Source organism: Pseudomonas sp. Seg1, from assembly GCF_018326005.1.
Classification (GTDB): Bacteria; Pseudomonadota; Gammaproteobacteria; order Pseudomonadales; family Pseudomonadaceae; genus Aquipseudomonas.
This window is the reverse complement of record NZ_AP021903.1, coordinates 1-15772: the sequence shown is the minus strand read 5'-3', so window position 1 is coordinate 15772 and position 15772 is coordinate 1. Positions and strand designations below refer to the sequence as shown.

11 protein-coding genes are annotated in these 15772 nt (G+C 58.6%); 5 read left to right on the top strand and 6 right to left on the bottom strand.

Features of this window, described 5'->3' with window-relative positions; all coding sequences use genetic code 11:
• Positions 1–36 precede the first annotated feature (36 nt).
• The 4 genes from glyQ to KI231_RS00040 all read left to right on the top strand — a co-directional run bounded on the left by glyQ (position 37) and on the right by KI231_RS00040 (position 4447).
• Positions 37–990, top strand: coding sequence for a glycine--tRNA ligase subunit alpha (gene glyQ, locus KI231_RS00055; RefSeq protein WP_025112261.1), 954 nt, complete (start codon positions 37–39; stop codon positions 988–990).
• Positions 987–3041, top strand: coding sequence for a glycine--tRNA ligase subunit beta (gene glyS / locus KI231_RS00050; RefSeq protein WP_213027095.1), 2055 nt, complete (start codon positions 987–989; stop codon positions 3039–3041). Before glyQ ends, glyS begins: the two co-directional genes overlap by 4 nt.
• A gap of 4 nt (positions 3042–3045) precedes the next feature.
• A complete protein-coding gene (gene gmhB / locus KI231_RS00045) occupies positions 3046–3585 on the top strand; it encodes a D-glycero-beta-D-manno-heptose 1,7-bisphosphate 7-phosphatase (protein ID WP_177431363.1) in 540 nt (179 codons plus the stop codon).
• Positions 3586–3667: 82 nt separating this feature from the next.
• On the top strand, positions 3668–4447 hold the full coding sequence (locus tag KI231_RS00040; protein WP_103302874.1) for a lysophospholipid acyltransferase family protein: 780 nt from the start codon (positions 3668–3670) through the stop codon (positions 4445–4447).
• 167 nt (positions 4448–4614) lie between these two features.
• Here KI231_RS00040 and KI231_RS00035 read toward each other — a convergent pair whose 3' ends face one another.
• Positions 4615–6147: a sensor histidine kinase gene (locus tag KI231_RS00035; RefSeq protein WP_213027094.1), complete on the bottom strand. Its 1533-nt coding sequence runs from the start codon at positions 6145–6147 to the stop codon at positions 4615–4617.
• A 167-nt stretch (positions 6148–6314) separates the two neighbouring features.
• On the opposite strand from KI231_RS00035, the gene KI231_RS00030 reads away from it, so the two are divergent.
• Positions 6315–7034, top strand: a complete 720-nt coding sequence (locus tag KI231_RS00030) for a response regulator transcription factor (RefSeq protein ID WP_213027093.1) — start codon at positions 6315–6317, stop codon at positions 7032–7034.
• Between the two features lie 72 nt (positions 7035–7106).
• Here KI231_RS00030 and KI231_RS00025 read toward each other — a convergent pair whose 3' ends face one another.
• The 5 genes from KI231_RS00025 to dnaA all read right to left on the bottom strand — a co-directional run bounded on the left by KI231_RS00025 (position 7107) and on the right by dnaA (position 15572).
• The gene (locus KI231_RS00025) at positions 7107–9218 is read right to left on the bottom strand and encodes a DUF6311 domain-containing protein (protein WP_213027092.1); all 2112 of its coding nucleotides are present in this window, start codon (positions 9216–9218) and stop codon (positions 7107–7109) included.
• Positions 9219–9364: 146 nt separating this feature from the next.
• Complete coding sequence (gene gyrB / locus KI231_RS00020) at positions 9365–11782, bottom strand: DNA topoisomerase (ATP-hydrolyzing) subunit B (protein ID WP_103302957.1); 2418 nt, start codon at positions 11780–11782, stop codon at positions 9365–9367.
• A 5-nt stretch (positions 11783–11787) separates the two neighbouring features.
• Positions 11788–12891 (bottom strand): DNA replication/repair protein RecF, encoded by a 1104-nt coding sequence (gene recF, locus KI231_RS00015; RefSeq protein WP_213027091.1) that lies wholly within the window; start codon positions 12889–12891, stop codon positions 11788–11790.
• Between the two features lie 14 nt (positions 12892–12905).
• Positions 12906–14009 (bottom strand): DNA polymerase III subunit beta, encoded by a 1104-nt coding sequence (dnaN, locus tag KI231_RS00010; protein WP_007911887.1) that lies wholly within the window; start codon positions 14007–14009, stop codon positions 12906–12908.
• Between the two features lie 39 nt (positions 14010–14048).
• On the bottom strand, positions 14049–15572 hold the full coding sequence (gene dnaA / locus KI231_RS00005) for a chromosomal replication initiator protein DnaA (RefSeq protein ID WP_103302870.1): 1524 nt from the start codon (positions 15570–15572) through the stop codon (positions 14049–14051).
• Between the last annotated feature and the right edge of the window lie 200 nt (positions 15573–15772).

The window sequence follows — 15772 nt, the reverse complement described above, 5'->3', positions numbered from 1 at the left end:
CTCTTTAAATCGCAGCCCAAGAAACAGGTGAATTTCGTGAGCCAGCCTACGCCAGCCGTGCGTACCTTCCAAGACTTGATCCTCGCGCTCCAGCAATACTGGGCCGAGCAAGGTTGTGTGGTACTTCAGCCCTACGATATGGAAGTAGGCGCCGGCACTTTCCACACCGCGACATTCCTGCGCGCCATCGGCCCGGAAACCTGGAACGCCGCCTACGTACAGCCAAGCCGCCGTCCGACTGACGGCCGTTACGGCGAAAACCCGAACCGTCTGCAGCACTACTATCAGTTCCAGGTTGTCCTGAAGCCGAACCCGGACAACTTCCAGGAACTGTACCTGGGCTCCCTCAAGCATGTCGGCCTCGACCCGCTGGTCCACGACATTCGCTTCGTCGAAGACAACTGGGAATCGCCGACCCTCGGCGCCTGGGGTCTGGGCTGGGAAGTCTGGCTCAACGGCATGGAAGTGACGCAGTTCACTTACTTCCAGCAGGCCGGCGGCATCGAGTGCTACCCGGTGACCGGCGAGATCACCTACGGTCTCGAGCGTCTGGCGATGTACCTGCAAGGCGTGGACTCGGTCTACGACCTGGTCTGGGCTGACGGCCCGATGGGCAAAGTCACCTACGGCGACGTGTTCCACCAGAACGAAGTGGAGCAGTCCACTTACAACTTCGAACACGCCAACGTCGACAAGCTGTTCGAACTGTTCGACTTCTATGAAAGCGAAGCCAAGCGTCTGATCGAACTCGACCAGCCGCTGCCGTTGCCAAGCTACGAAATGGTCCTGAAGGCGTCGCACACCTTCAACCTGCTGGATGCGCGCCGGGCGATCTCGGTGACTGCGCGTCAGCAATACATTCTGCGCGTGCGCACTCTGGCGCGTTCCGTTGCGCAAGCCTACCTGCTGGCCCGCGCCAAGCTGGGCTTCCCGATGGCGACCCCGGACCTGCGTGACGAAGTACTGGCCAAGCTGGAGGCTGCACAATGAGTGCGCAAGATTTTCTGGTTGAACTGGGCACCGAAGAACTGCCACCCAAAGCCCTGAACACTCTGGCTGAAGCGTTCCTCGCCGGTATCGACAAGGGCCTGCAAGCGGCTGGCCTGAGCTACGAGACTAAAACCGTCTACGCCGCACCGCGTCGTCTGGCTGTGCTGATCACTGCGCTGGCTACCCAGCAACCGGATCGCAGCATCAACCTCGACGGCCCGCCACGTCAGGCGGCGTTCGACGCTGAAGGCAATCCGACTCAGGCAGCCCTGGGTTTTGCCAAGAAGTGCGGCGTCGAGCTGAGCGAAATCGACCAGAGCGGCCCGAAACTGCGCTACAGCCAAAGCATCGCCGGCAAGCCGACCGCGAGCCTGCTGCCGACCATCGTCGAAGATTCGCTGAACGACCTGCCGATCCCGAAACGCATGCGTTGGGGTGCGCGCAAGGAAGAGTTCGTGCGTCCGACCCAATGGCTGGTGATGCTGCTCGGTGACCAGGTCATCGATTGCACCATCCTCGCGCAGAAGGCTGGCCGTGATTCCCGTGGTCACCGCTTCCACCATCCGGAAAGCGTGCGCATCGGTTCGCCGTCGAGCTACCTGGCTGACCTGCGTGCCGCTTATGTACTGGCCGACGCCAACGAGCGTCGCGAGATCATCAGCAAGCGCACCGAAGAGCTGGCCACCCGTCAGGAAGGCACGGCAATCGTTCCGCCAGCGCTGCTCGACGAAGTGACCGCGCTGGTCGAATGGCCGGTGCCGCTGGTGTGCTCGTTCGAGGAACGCTTCCTCGACGTGCCGCAAGAAGCGCTGATCACCACCATGCAGGACAACCAGAAGTACTTCTGCCTGCTGGATGCCGACGGCAAGTTGCTGCCACGGTTCATCACCGTCGCCAACATCGAAAGCAAAGATCCGCAGCAGATCATCGCCGGTAACGAGAAAGTGGTTCGCCCACGTCTGACCGACGCCGAGTTCTTCTTCAAGCAAGACAAGAAGCAGAAGCTCGAAGCCTTCAACGATCGCCTGCAGAACGTGGTGTTCCAGGAAAAACTCGGCAGCGTCTACGACAAGGCCGAGCGCGTTTCCCGACTGGCTGCGTACATCGCCGCACGCATCGGCGGCAACGCCTCGTGGGCTGCCCGCGCAGGTTTGCTGTCGAAGTGCGACCTGGCCACCGAAATGGTTGGCGAGTTCCCGGAGATGCAAGGCGTTGCCGGTTACTACTACGCCCTCAATGACGGCGAGCCGGAAGACGTCGCGCTGGCGCTCAACGAGCAGTACATGCCTCGTGGTGCCGGCGCCGAACTGCCAGCGACCCTGACCGGTGCAGCCGTCGCCATCGCCGACAAGCTCGACACCCTGGTCGGTATCTTCGGTATCGGCATGCTGCCAACCGGCAGCAAAGACCCGTATGCCCTGCGCCGTGCGGCACTCGGCGTGCTGCGCATCCTGATCGAGAAGAAACTCGATCTGGACCTGAACGACGCCGTGGCTTTCGCCGTGAATGCGTTCGGTGCCAAGGTCAAGGCGGCCGGTCTCAACGAAGCAGTACTGGAATTCATCTTCGACCGTCTGCGTGCGCGTTACGAAGACGAAGGCGTCGATGTCGCCACTTACCTGTCGGTTCGTGCCCTGAAACCAGGTTCGGCGCTGGACTTCGACCAGCGTGTGCAAGCGGTTCAGGCCTTCCGCAAACTGCCGGAAGCGGCAGCGCTGGCGGCGGTGAACAAGCGTGTTTCGAACCTGTTGAGCAAAGTTGAAGGCTCGGTGCCGACTGTGGTTGAAGCCAAATACTTCGACAACGCCAACGAGTTCTCGCTGTACTCGGCGATCCAGCAAGCGGATCAGGCAGTGCAGCCTATGGCCGCAGCGCGTCAGTACAACGAATCGCTGGCACGCCTGGCGGCATTGCGTGAGCCGGTCGATGCGTTCTTCGACGCGGTGATGGTCAATGCCGAAGATGCCAAGGTTCGAGCCAACCGTTACGCGCTGCTGGCGCGTCTGCGTGGCTTGTTCCTCGGCGTTGCCGACATTTCGCTGCTGGGTTGAGGGATTGCTGTTGAAACTGCTGATTCTCGATCGGGACGGAGTGATCAATTACGACTCCGACGCTTACATCAAGTCAGTGTCGGAGTGGATTCCGTTGCCCGGCTCGATCGAGGCGATTGCGCAGTTGAGCAAGGCCGGCTGGACGGTGGCAGTGGCTACCAACCAGTCGGGCATTGCTCGCGGCTACTACGACCTCGCCACCCTCGATGCCATGCACGCGCGCTTGCGCGAGCTGGTGGCGGAGCAGGGCGGTGAAGTCGGGCTGATCGTTTACTGCCCGCATGGGCCGGATGAAGGTTGCGATTGCCGCAAACCGAAACCGGGCATGTTGAAAACCATCGCGGCGCATTACAACGTGACGCTTGAGAATGTCTGGTTCGTTGGCGACAGCCTTGGTGACCTGGAGGCCGCCAAAGCCGTCGATTCACAGCCAGTTTTGGTAAAGACCGGGAAAGGCGAAAAGACTCAGGGCAAAACCCTGCCGGTTGGCACTCTGATTTTTGACGATCTGGCGGCGATTGCCGCAGAACTTATCCACAACTAGAGTACTTCTGACATTCCTGACCAGGATTGATCGGGAGTGCGCTTGAACAGTCGGGCATTGCCCCGTAACGGTAAACGTCGCCATGTCGATACTGCGGGCCTTCAGAATTTTCCTTTTTTACCTGCTGCTGGGCACCACGTCCTTGCTGTGGTGCAGCCTGAGCTTTTTCATCGCGCCCTTTCTGCCGTTCAAGGCGCGATATCGTTTTATCAACGTGTACTGGTGCCGTTGCGCCTTGTGGTTGACCAAGGTGTTTCTGGGTATCCGTTACGAAATCAAAGGCGCGCAAAACGTGCCTGACCGGCCCTGCGTGATTCAGTCGAACCACCAGAGCACTTGGGAGACGTTTTTTCTCTCCGCTTATTTCTCGCCGTTGAGCCAGGTGCTCAAGCGCGAATTGCTCTATGTGCCGTTCTTCGGCTGGGCCATGGCCATGCTGCGGCCGATTGCCATTGACCGCGATAACCCGAAAGCTGCGCTGAAACAGGTCGCGGCCAAGGGTGATGAGCTGCTCAAGGACAACGTTTGGGTACTGATCTTCCCGGAAGGCACTCGCGTTCCTTATGGCACGGTCGGCAAGTTTTCCCGCAGTGGCAGCGCATTGGCGGTGAATGCGGCGCTTCCGGTACTGCCGATTGCACACAATGCCGGCAAGTTCTGGCCGAAAATCGGCTGGGGCAAGAAGTCCGGTGTGATCACTGTGGTCATCGGTGAACCAATGTATGCCGAAGGCACTGGGCCTCGCGCTATTGCCGAGCTGAATGATCGGGTGCAGGCCTGGAACGAGAAGACTCAGCGCGAAATGGGTTCGCTGCCACCAGCCCCGCAGGCACCGGCCGCAAATGATCAGATCACTGTCTGAGATTTTGTGGATAACCTGTGTACGGTTTTGTTGAAAAGGCTTGAATATTGAAATTAAGTGATTGATTTACTTATATATTTCTCAAGCTCATAAAACACCGTAAAAGGTGCATAAGTTTTTTTCGGAAGTAAAAAAACCGGCTGATATAGCCGGTTTTTTGTGCCTGCTTACTCGGCAATCAACGGCAGCTCAAGCACGAACGTTGTGCCTTGATCGACCACGCTGCGGCACTCGATCCGGCCGCCATGGTGATCGACCACAGCTTTGACCATCGACAGGCCCAAGCCGACGCCATCGGTGCCTTGGGCTGAGGAAAACCGCCGGTATTGAATAAACAGATCGGGCAGCTCTTCGGCGGCAATGCCTTTGCCCTGATCACTCAGTTCAACGCGCAACACGTTGCCATCGCAGCGGACCTGCAGGTGAATCTTGGTGTGAGGTCCGCTGTACTTGATCGCGTTTTCCAGCAGATTGAACAGCGCCCGGGTCAGCAGTCCTTGATCAGCCAGCACTAGGCGCTCTTGAGAAGGTTCATCCATGTCGTGCAGCAGTTCGATGCTTTTCTGTTGGGCAATCGGCAACGCCTGATCCAGCACATCGAGTACCAGCATCGCAAACAGGCTTGGCTGAAACTGGTAAGTCTCGGACTCCGCCCGCGCCAGCAATACGAAGCCATCGGTCAGCGACAGCGCGCGGCGCACCTGGCGCTCGATCTGTTCGAACAGCGGCGCATCCGCGCCAGCCTGATGGCGATGGACATCGAGCAACGCGAGGATGGCCGAATGGGGGGCGCGCAGATCATGGGAAAGAAAGCGCAGCAAAACGCTGCGTTGCTCTTCGGCCGCACGCTCGGCACTGAGGTCGGTCAGACTCAGCAACCAGCCGATGGGCGTATCGCCGTCCACCGGCAACAACGCCGCGCGCTCCAGGCGCAGGCTGCGTTCCTTGTGATCGCGGAACTCCAGCAGGGGCAGGGCGGATAACGACGGGCGGGCGGCAGTGGACAATTCGGGGTAGCCGAGTTGCGCCAACTGATCGAGCACATCGTCGCCCACCAGAGGGTTATCAAACAGGTTTCGCGCCTTGCGATTGCCTAACAGAATCTGCCCTTTGGGGTCGCTGATCAGCGTGGCGACCGGCAGGTATTCCAGACCGTCAGCGATAAAACGCCGCGTATCACGGGTGCGGCTCATCGCTTGTTCAAGCGCCATGATCTGTCCCTGCAGGCGATCAGCGCCCGTGAACTGCGCGCGACGGCGTTCCGGGAAGACTTTCGGTTCATTGTCCAGCCGTGCCAACTCCCAGCCAAAGTAGGTCAGCACCACGCTGAGGCGTCGCCAGTTCCAGATCAGGTAGCCGAACAGCATGCCCAGCACGGCTGGCGTCGGTGACCACCACCACCGCATCTCCGCCAACCCTGCGCTGGTCAATAACACACAAGCCATACCGATCAGCGTCACCCAAAGTGCCAGACGCGGGCGCCATAACAATAGCCCGAGAACGCACGTCACCAAACCCACGGAAAGCACGGCGCCCAACCCCGGTGACGCGTCATGCAGATTGACCTGCGCCCGGTACGACAACAGCGCAGTCAGCGGTAACAGCACTAGACTTATCCACAACCACTCGCGCACCAACTGGCGGAACAGTCGCTGCACCTGGCTCGGTTCGCGGCTTTCGTGCCGTCTGCGGTCATTCATGGGAAAAAGGGCAGGGCAATGTGAATGGTTTCATGGGTCACTGGTCTGAGACATGACCCGAAGAATCATAGCGGACGTCGACCAACGGCGGGCCGCTTACTTTCATGGCTAGGCCCGAGCGACTAAGGTTTACGGCTAGATGCCCCAGCAACAAGGAACCACCGCGTATGCGCGTTGCGATACTGGACGACGAACCCGCCGAACTGCGCCGGGTCGAGCAGACTCTGCAGCAAATGGTCGAAGCCTCCGAACAGCCATGGTCGCTGCACAGCTTCGAGCGCGGTGAAGACCTGCTGCGACAACTGCGCCGGGAAACCTTCGACCTGCTGATCCTCGACTGGCAATTGCCTGATCTCACCGGTCTGGCGTTGCTGCGCTGGACCCGCGAACACATGGAAGCGCCTCCCGCAGCGATCATGCTCACCAGCCGCGATGGCGAAAGCGATATCGTCCAGGCGCTGAATGCCGGCGCCGACGACTACGTGAGCAAACCGTTCCGGCCCAATGAGCTGAAAGCGCGAGTCGCTGCAGTATTGCGTCGGCACAATCTGTCACGCAGCGCCGCGACCGAGGTGCTGAGCTTCAATGACCTGACATTCGACGACGCCGAACTGACGGTCACCCGCGAGGGCAAACCCATCGTGATGACCGAGCGTGAATATCGACTGGCGCGCTGCCTGTTCAGCAATCTTGGCCGACCGTTATCACGGGATTACTTGTATGAGCGCTTCTGGCCCCATGAAGAGATGGCCTCGTCACGGCCACTGGATACGCATATCTACCGGCTGCGTAACAAGCTGGGGCTGACGGCCGATCGCGGATGGCAGTTGCTGACAATTTATGGGTACGGGTATCGGTTGGAGAGTGTGGCGACTGTACAAGAATGAAGATCAAAAGATCGCAGCCTCCGGCAGCTCCTGCACGAGATCAATGCAGGCGCTGCTATCTCTTTTTACTGATCAATGAAACGTCAACCCGAGCAACCCGATCGCCAGCTTTCGTTCATCCACACTCATCCCCAGTTCGTGTGGGCTGATCGCCAATGGAAAATGAAACTGGATGCGCAAGACACCTTGCTGCGCAACGAGCTGCTGCACCTGCGGCGGTAGCACGACATCGATCTTGTTCGCGCTGGCTTGGGTCAGGCTGGTGGAGAGCACCGCAACATCATTGATGCGGATATCCACCACCTGGCGCGGATGTGATTCCGCCAGGAAGGCGTTGGCTTCCAGCGACAGCGAGGTCACACGACCGGCGGGTCTCAGAATGATTTCCGCATCTGAACCCACAGACCCGGTACCCCAGGCATCAGAAACCCACCAGCCTGTACCCAGACCGGCGGCCCCCGAACTGCTGTCGGTGAACTGAATTTTTTCACCCGGCTGGAAAGTCGGGATCAGCTCTTGAGGTTGTACTGCCTTGATGGCGGGACAGTCGGCACAACGCTTCCAACCCGGTGCCAAGACATAAAAATCGTCAATTCTGGCCAGGATATCGGCAGTGCGATCCAGCTTGACCGTTGCTTGCAGCGCCGACCGCTGGTCCAGTACATACAGGGTGTCGGCATCATACTTTCCGGACTCGACGGTCCTTTCTGCGGCACGCTGAGCAGCTTCCTGCGCCACCGCGCTGACCCGTCCCAGATAAACGGCATCCGTTGCCAGATGATATTTGCCTGCATAGTCGGCCAGTGTCATCCAATGGACGGAAAAGTTTTGCGGACTCATCCATCGCACGTTCTGATAATGCGATGCCGCGCTACGCCAGAAAGGATCGACCAACGGGGTTTTCCATTCCTTGCTCGGCGAAGCCATCATCAGATGGCTGCGCGTGTTTGCCCAGCCTGCACGGGTATCGGCCACTTGAGCGACTACCGCCAGCGCCAACAATACGATCGCCGCATACGGTCTGGTTCCTCGGGCCACCAAGAAAACCACCGCGAAAATCGCCACGTACATGACCGGCCAGATCATCCGACCCGATGCGCGGAAGATACCCGCCATTTCAATGAAGGCGTCCGGCAACCAATAGTCGAATTCGTATGACGCGATCCCGACCTTGTTGGAGAGCGCAAAAATCATCAACCCGACCAGCGCGAGCATCAATATCCAGCGCTTGTGTATGGCGGCCATCACTCCGTTGTTCTTGCCGGACAACATGAGCGGCAACGCGCAAACGAGGAGCAACATCACCCCTAGCCCCGGGAAGGCCATGCCATCTCCATCGCCGGGCACTCCGGGGAAATCCCTCAGAACATACGACCACCCGCCAGGGTTGAAGAAGGTCAACGCATTCGCCCGGAACAGCCCAAACCCGACGGAGGCCAGACCAGCTCCCTTGATCGTGAAGTAGCCCGCCTGCCAGCAGCACAATCCCGTCAACAACAAGAGGCCGAACAACTCGGCAACTGCCTTGCCCGATCTCAGTTGGTTTTTGAGGGTTCGGTACAGAAGATCGGCGAACCAGATCAACGCAATCATGACCAGCAGATAAGCATGGACCAGAGCCGATGCAGCCAGCAGGGCTCCCCAGGCCAGAACGCGCTTGTCATTTCCACGGCGTAGCGTCAGGTACAGCGCGGCGAGGATCAGGAAATGTCCGGAAAGGGATAAATGGACACCCATGCGCGCAATCATCGCCGGGTTGAAGAGAAACAATGCCGCGCCCAACAGACGCACTGTCACATTGCTTGTGGCCAGCCCCATCAGTTTCCAGGCAAACCAGCTCTGCAGCACAAAACACGTCAGCAACCAAAGCCCGAAGTACTGGAACGGCTCGGGAAGCAGCGAAGCGAACGGTTTGAAGATAAAGGCAAACAGCGGATTGGAATCCGAGAAGATGATCGCGCTGCCCAGCTCCAATCCATAGGAAGGATTGAGCCCCAGCGGAATCGACCAGGGTGAATGCCTGAAAAACGCCCACCCCAGGTAATGCGTCGCCGGATCACTGTGGCCCAGCCAGGCAATGTTTTCCGGGTTTAGCGCCCTTGGCCCCACGACGATAAAAAATGCCAGAACGCCCATCAGCAAAGGCAAGAGATTAACCGGCAAACGTTTAAGCAGATCCTTCATCGATACACGTCCATTCGTCATGCGCCAACATCAGAGGCTGGAATCGAGGCTGCATCGTACGCAAAAAAAAGCCCGCTTGCGCGGGCCTTCTTCTGGCTTGGCCGGCCAACCCTTTGGGGTGGCCGAACCGTCACGGGTGTACCGGATCAGAAATCCAGATTGGACACCGCCAGGGCATTGCTCTCGATGAAGTCACGGCGAGGTTCGACCGCATCACCCATCAGGGTGTTGAAGATCTGGTCTGCGCCAATGGCGTCTTCGATGGTGACTTTCAGCATGCGGCGCACGCTTGGGTCCATGGTGGTTTCCCACAGCTGATCCGGGTTCATTTCGCCCAGACCTTTGTATCGCTGGATGGTGTGACGCTTGGTGCTTTCGGCCATCAGCCAGTCCAAAGCTTCCTTGAACTCGGTGACCGCTTTCTTGCGCTCGCCACGCTGGATGTACGCGCCTTCGTCGAGCAGGGTGCTCAGTTGAGCGCCGAGGGTGACGACGGTTTTGTAGTCGTTGCTGCCGAAGAAGTCGCGGTTGAACGTGACGTAGTTCGACAGGCCGTGGGAGATCAGTTCGACTTCTGGCAGCCACACGCCACGTTCACGATCTTCACGCAGGCTGGCTTTGTAGACCAGGCCGGACTTCTCGTTGGTGCGCAGGCGGACTTCGTACTGGGCCAGCCAGTCCTGCATCTTGGCGTGGTCGCCAAGCATTTCCAGGCTCACGGCCGGCAGATAAATGAAGTGTTCGGTCAGTTCCTGCGGGTACAGGCGCGACAGACGCTTGAGGGTCTTCATCACCATGCGGAAGTCGTTCACCAGACGTTCCAGCGCCTCACCGGAAATGCCCGGGGCCTCTTCGTTCAGGTGCAGGCTCGCATCTTCCAGGGCCGACTGCGTCATGTACTCTTCCATGGCGTCGTCGTCTTTGATGTATTGCTCTTGCTTGCCTTTCTTGACCTTGTACAGCGGCGGCTGGGCGATGTAGATGTAGCCACGCTCGATCAGCTCCGGCAACTGACGGAAGAAGAAGGTCAGCAGCAGGGTACGGATGTGCGAACCGTCGACGTCAGCATCGGTCATGATGATGATGTTGTGATAACGCAGCTTGTCGATGTTGTACTCTTCGCGACCAATGCCGCAGCCCAGTGCAGTGATCAGCGTGCCCACTTCCTGGGACGAGATCATCTTGTCGAAGCGTGCTTTCTCGACGTTGAGGATCTTGCCTTTCAGCGGCAGGATCGCCTGAGTCTTGCGGTTACGTCCCTGCTTGGCAGAGCCGCCCGCGGAGTCACCTTCCACGAGGTACAGTTCGGACAGCGCAGGATCTTTTTCCTGGCAGTCAGCGAGCTTGCCCGGCAGGCCGGCGATGTCCAGCGCGCCTTTACGGCGGGTCATCTCACGGGCCTTGCGCGCCGCTTCACGGGCACGGGCAGCGTCGATCATCTTACCGACAACCAGTTTGGCTTCGTTCGGATTTTCCAGCAGGAAGTCGGAGAAGTACTTGCCCATCTCCTGCTCGACCGCGGTCTTCACTTCGGAAGACACCAGCTTGTCTTTGGTCTGCGAGCTGAACTTCGGGTCCGGCACTTTCACCGAGATGATCGCGGTCAGGCCTTCACGGGCATCGTCACCGGTGGTGGCGACTTTGTGCTTCTTCGCCAGACCTTCCTGCTCGATGTAGTTGTTCAGGTTACGCGTCAGTGCCGAACGGAAGCCCACCAGGTGAGTACCGCCGTCGCGCTGCGGAATGTTGTTGGTGAAACACAACAGGTTCTCGTTGAAGCTGTCGTTCCACTGCAGGGCGATTTCCACGCCGATGCCGTCTTCACGCTGGATGTTGAAGTGGAACACCTGGTTGACCGGAGTCTTGTTGGTGTTCAGGTATTCAACGAACGCCCGCAGACCGCCTTCGTACTTGAACAGCTCTTCCTTGCCGCTGCGCTCGTCCTTGAGGACGATACCCACACCGGAGTTGAGGAAGGACAGTTCACGAATGCGCTTGGCGAGGATGTCCCAGCTGAAGTGAATGTTCTTGAAGGTTTCGCTGGAAGCCTTGAAGTGAATCTGAGTGCCGGTGGTTTCGCTGTCACCAACGATCGCCATCGGTGCCTGAGGTACGCCGTGGACGTAGGTCTGTTCCCAGATCTTGCCGCTGCGGCGAACGGTCAGAACCAGTTCTTCAGACAGTGCGTTCACTACCGACACACCTACACCGTGCAGACCGCCGGATACTTTGTAGGAGTTGTCGTCGAACTTACCGCCAGCGTGGAGGACGGTCATGATGACCTCGGCGGCGGAAACGCCTTCCTCTTTGTGCACGTCTACCGGGATGCCACGACCGTTGTCTTTAACGGTGATGGACTCATCCGGGTGGATGATGATGCTGATGTCGTCGCAATGGCCGGCGAGGGCTTCGTCGATCGAGTTGTCGACCACCTCGAACACCATGTGGTGCAGACCGCTGCCATCGTCGGTGTCACCAATGTACATACCGGGACGTTTGCGTACGGCATCCAGGCCTTTCAGCACTTTAATGCTCGTTGAGTCGTACGTATTTTCTTCGCTCAATGCCTTCACTCCCGATGGTCGTGGGTCTGGGTGATACGGCCCTGTTCCACGTGGAACAGAGCGACTGGCGTTTCCGTCTGCCAGCCTTCCCTCAATAATTCTTGATCTACACAGGTGATGAACACCTGGCAGCGTAAGTCTTCCAGCAAGCGGCACAGCGCGCGACGGTGGCTCTCGTCCAGTTCGGACGGCAAGTCATCCACCAGATAAATACACTGACCGCGTCGGGCCTGGCTGACCAGATGCCCTTGGGCAATCCGCAGAGCACAGACCACCAACTTCTGCTGACCCCGGGACAAGATGTCCGCGGCGTTGTGTGCGCCCAATCTAAGACGCAAATCAGCCCGTTGCGGTCCGGCTTGGGTATGACCCATTTGCTGATCCCGTTGCAGGGATCCGGCCAATACGGCGCTCAATTCCCGGTCTTTGTCCCAGCCTCGGTAATAGCTGAGCGTCAAACCTTCAAGCTCAACCAGTTCGCTCAAGGTTTGTTCAAAGACTGGTTTCAAGGCTTTGATGTAAGCGCGGCGGTATTCATCGATTTCAGCGCTGGCCTGGCACAGTTCCCTGTCCCAAACCGCTTGCGAAACGGCGTCAAGTGTACCATGCCGCAGCCAGGAGTTTCTCTGGCGCAAGGCCTTCTGCAAACGCTGCCAAGTGGCCATGAATCGCGGCTCGACGTGGAACACGCCCCAATCGAGAAACTGCCGGCGAATCTTCGGCGCACCTTCCAGCAGGCGGAAACTGTCCGGGTTGATCAATTGCAGCGGCAGGATCTCCGCCAGTTGTGCGGCGCTGCGGGCGTTCTGGCCGTCGATACGGATCTGGAACTCGCCCTGACGGTCCCGCGAAATCCCCAGCGCGCTGTGGCCACCCTCGGCCAGCTCGACCTGACCGAACACGGTACAGGCGAGTTGCTCGTACTGGATTACCGGCAACAGGCGCGTGCTACGAAACGAACGGGCAAGCCCCAGCAGATGAATGGCTTCCAGAACACTGGTTTTGCCGCTGCCGTTGGCGCCGTAAAGGATGTTGATGCGGGGGGAGGGGGAGAAGGTCACCGGGTGCAGATTGCGCACCGCGGTGACCGAAACACGACTTAAGGACATCCAGGGTCAGCTGATTACAGACGCATCGGCATGACAACGTAAGCCGAGTCGTCATTGTCGGACTCTTGCACCAGCGCACTGCTGTTGGAGTCGGACAGAATCAGGCGAACCTGCTCGGTGGTCATCACGCCCAGCACGTCGAGCAAGTAGCTCACGTTGAAGCCGATTTCCAGGGAGCCGCCGTTGTATTCAACGCCCACTTCCTCTTCCGCTTCTTCCTGCTCCGGGTTATTGGCCTGGATCTTCAACTGACCGCTCGCCAGTTGCAGACGAATACCACGGTACTTCTCGTTGGACAGAATCGCGGTACGGCTGAAAGCTTCACGCAGTGCCTGACGATCGCCCAACACCAGCTTGTCGCCACCCTTCGGCAGAACGCGCTCGTAATCCGGGAACTTGCCGTCGACAAGTTTCGAGGTGAAGGTGAATTCGCCGGTGGTGGCGCGGATGTGGTGCTGGCCCAGAACGATGCTGACGTTACCGTCTGGCTCGGTGAGCAGACGCGCCAGTTCGAGAATACCTTTGCGCGGCACAATGACCTGGTGACGATCCGGCTGACCGATATCGGCTTTCATCGAGCACATGGCCAGACGGTGCCCGTCGGTAGCCACAGCGCGGATAATGCCTTCGGAAACTTCCAGCAGCATACCGTTGAGGTAATAACGCACGTCCTGCTGGGCCATGGCGAAGCTGGTGCGTTCGATCAGGCGACGCAGTTTGCTTTGTTCCAGGCTGCAAGTCAGCGAACCCGGACCTTCTTCGACAGTCGGGAAGTCGTTGGCCGGCAGAGTGGACAGGGTGAAACGGCTACGACCGGCCTTCACGACCAGCTTCTGCTCGTCGACCTTGATATCGATCAGCGCATCGTTGGGCAGGCTTTTGCAGATGTCCATCAGCTTGCGCGCAGGCACGGTGATGGAGCCTGTTTCAGCCGGCTCTTCGAGTTGCACACGACCGACCAGCTCGACTTCCAGGTCGGTACCGGTCAGCGATAATTGCTGGCCTTCGACAACCAACAGCACGTTGGAGAGTACCGGCAAGGTCTGTCGGCGCTCGACGACGCCTGCGACCAGTTGCAGGGGTTTCAACAGGGCTTCGCGTTGAATGGTGAAATGCATGGTCTAGTCCCTTGCCTTAATAAGCTGCGCTGGTGTTCATCAAGTGGTCAGTGTACGCAGCAGGTTCTTGTAGTCCTCGCGGATGTCCGCGTCGGATTCCTTAAGTTCGTTGATCTTGCGGCAGGCGTGCAAAACCGTCGTGTGGTCGCGACCGCCAAACACATCGCCGATTTCCGGCAGGCTGTGGTTGGTCAGTTCCTTGGACAATGCCATGGCCACTTGACGCGGACGCGCCACCGAGCGCGAACGGCGCTTGGACAACAGGTCCGAGATCTTGATCTTGTAGTACTCGGCGACGGTTCGCTGAATGTTATCCACAGAGACCAGTTTGTCCTGCAATGCCAACAAGTCTTTCAGGGATTCGCGAATCAACTCGATGGTGATGTCGCGACCCATGAAGTGCGAGTGGGCGATCACGCGTTTCAGCGCACCTTCCAGCTCACGGACGTTGGAGCGAATTCGCTGGGCAATGAAGAACGCGGCGTCGTGTGGCAACTCGACTTTGGCCTGATCGGCCTTCTTCATCAGAATCGCGACACGGGTTTCCAGTTCCGGCGGTTCGACGGCAACCGTCAGACCCCAGCCAAAACGCGATTTGAGGCGTTCTTCCAGGCCTTCAATTTCTTTCGGGTAGCGGTCACTGGTGAGAATGACCTGCTGACCACCTTCAAGCAGGGCGTTGAAGGTGTGGAAAAACTCCTCCTGCGAACGCTCCTTGCGGGCGAAGAACTGAATATCGTCGATGAGCAATGCGTCCACCGAACGGTAGAAACGCTTGAACTCATTGATCGCGTTCAGTTGCAGCGCCTTGACCATGTCGGCCACGAAACGCTCGGAATGCAGGTACACGACCTTGGCATTCGGGTTCTTCTTTAATAGATGGTTACCCACCGCGTGCATCAAGTGGGTTTTACCCAGGCCGACGCCGCCATAAAGGAAGAGGGGGTTGTAGCCGTGCTTGGGGTTATCCGCCACTTGCCAGGCCGCCGCGCGGGCGAGCTGGTTGGATTTACCTTCGACGAAGTTTTCAAAGGTAAAGGTGCGGTTCAGGTAACTGGTGTGCTTGAGCGCGCCTTCAACCTGAACAGTGCGCTGTTCGGCGCGAACCGGTGCCTGTTGCGAAGCGGCACCGGACATCGGGTCGAAACTGTCGCGAGACGGTTCATCGCTGATTTCGGGGCTTTTCTGCGTCGAGCGCTTGGCCGCCGGTGCTGGCGACTGAACGGATGGCGTACTCACAGGCGCGGCATTTGCCTGGGCCTGGGAAACCTGCGCAGCAGCCAGCGGCGCGTTCGGTGCAGCACGCGGAGCCGAACTGCGTTTGCTGCCTATTAATAAGGAAAGCGCCGGCGCCATGCCGTTGCCGTGCTCATCCAGCAGTTCAAGGACACGGCCCAGGTACTTTTCGTTGACCCAGTCCAGCACAAAACGGTTCGGTGCGTAGACGCGCAACTCGTCGCCTTCGGCTTCGACCTGTAGTGGACGGATCCAGGTGTTGAATTGTTGGGCAGGCAGCTCCTCGCGCAAAAGCTCCACGCACTGCTGCCAAAGTTCCACTGACACGGATATCCCCTAAGTTGAAAGCCGGTGAGGCAAAAACAAGCGGCCATTGTAGCGGCGAGCCGCCCACTTATCCACATGCAGGTTGTGCGGTCACCATGATTTATCAATGCGTTAACCGGGAAAAAGGCGACCAACGGTGTGTGAATAAGCTCTGTGGATAACCGCCTCTGAGGGCACTGGACAACTGGGGGCGAAACTCG

Bases quoted from the DNA above. Each gene is read 5' to 3' on its own strand.
- KI231_RS00040 (WP_103302874.1), top strand. From the start codon at position 3,668: ATGTCGATACTGCGGGCCTTCAGAATTTTCCTTTTTTACCTGCTGCTG.
- KI231_RS00030 (WP_213027093.1), top strand. From the start codon at position 6,315: ATGCGCGTTGCGATACTGGACGACGAACCCGCCGAACTGCGCCGGGTC.
- KI231_RS00035 (WP_213027094.1), bottom strand. From the start codon at position 6,147: ATGAATGACCGCAGACGGCACGAAAGCCGCGAACCGAGCCAGGTGCAG.
- recF (WP_213027091.1), bottom strand. From the start codon at position 12,891: ATGTCCTTAAGTCGTGTTTCGGTCACCGCGGTGCGCAATCTGCACCCG.
- KI231_RS00025 (WP_213027092.1), bottom strand. From the start codon at position 9,218: ATGAAGGATCTGCTTAAACGTTTGCCGGTTAATCTCTTGCCTTTGCTG.
- glyS (WP_213027095.1), top strand. From the start codon at position 987: ATGAGTGCGCAAGATTTTCTGGTTGAACTGGGCACCGAAGAACTGCCA.
- dnaN (WP_007911887.1), bottom strand. From the start codon at position 14,009: ATGCATTTCACCATTCAACGCGAAGCCCTGTTGAAACCCCTGCAACTG.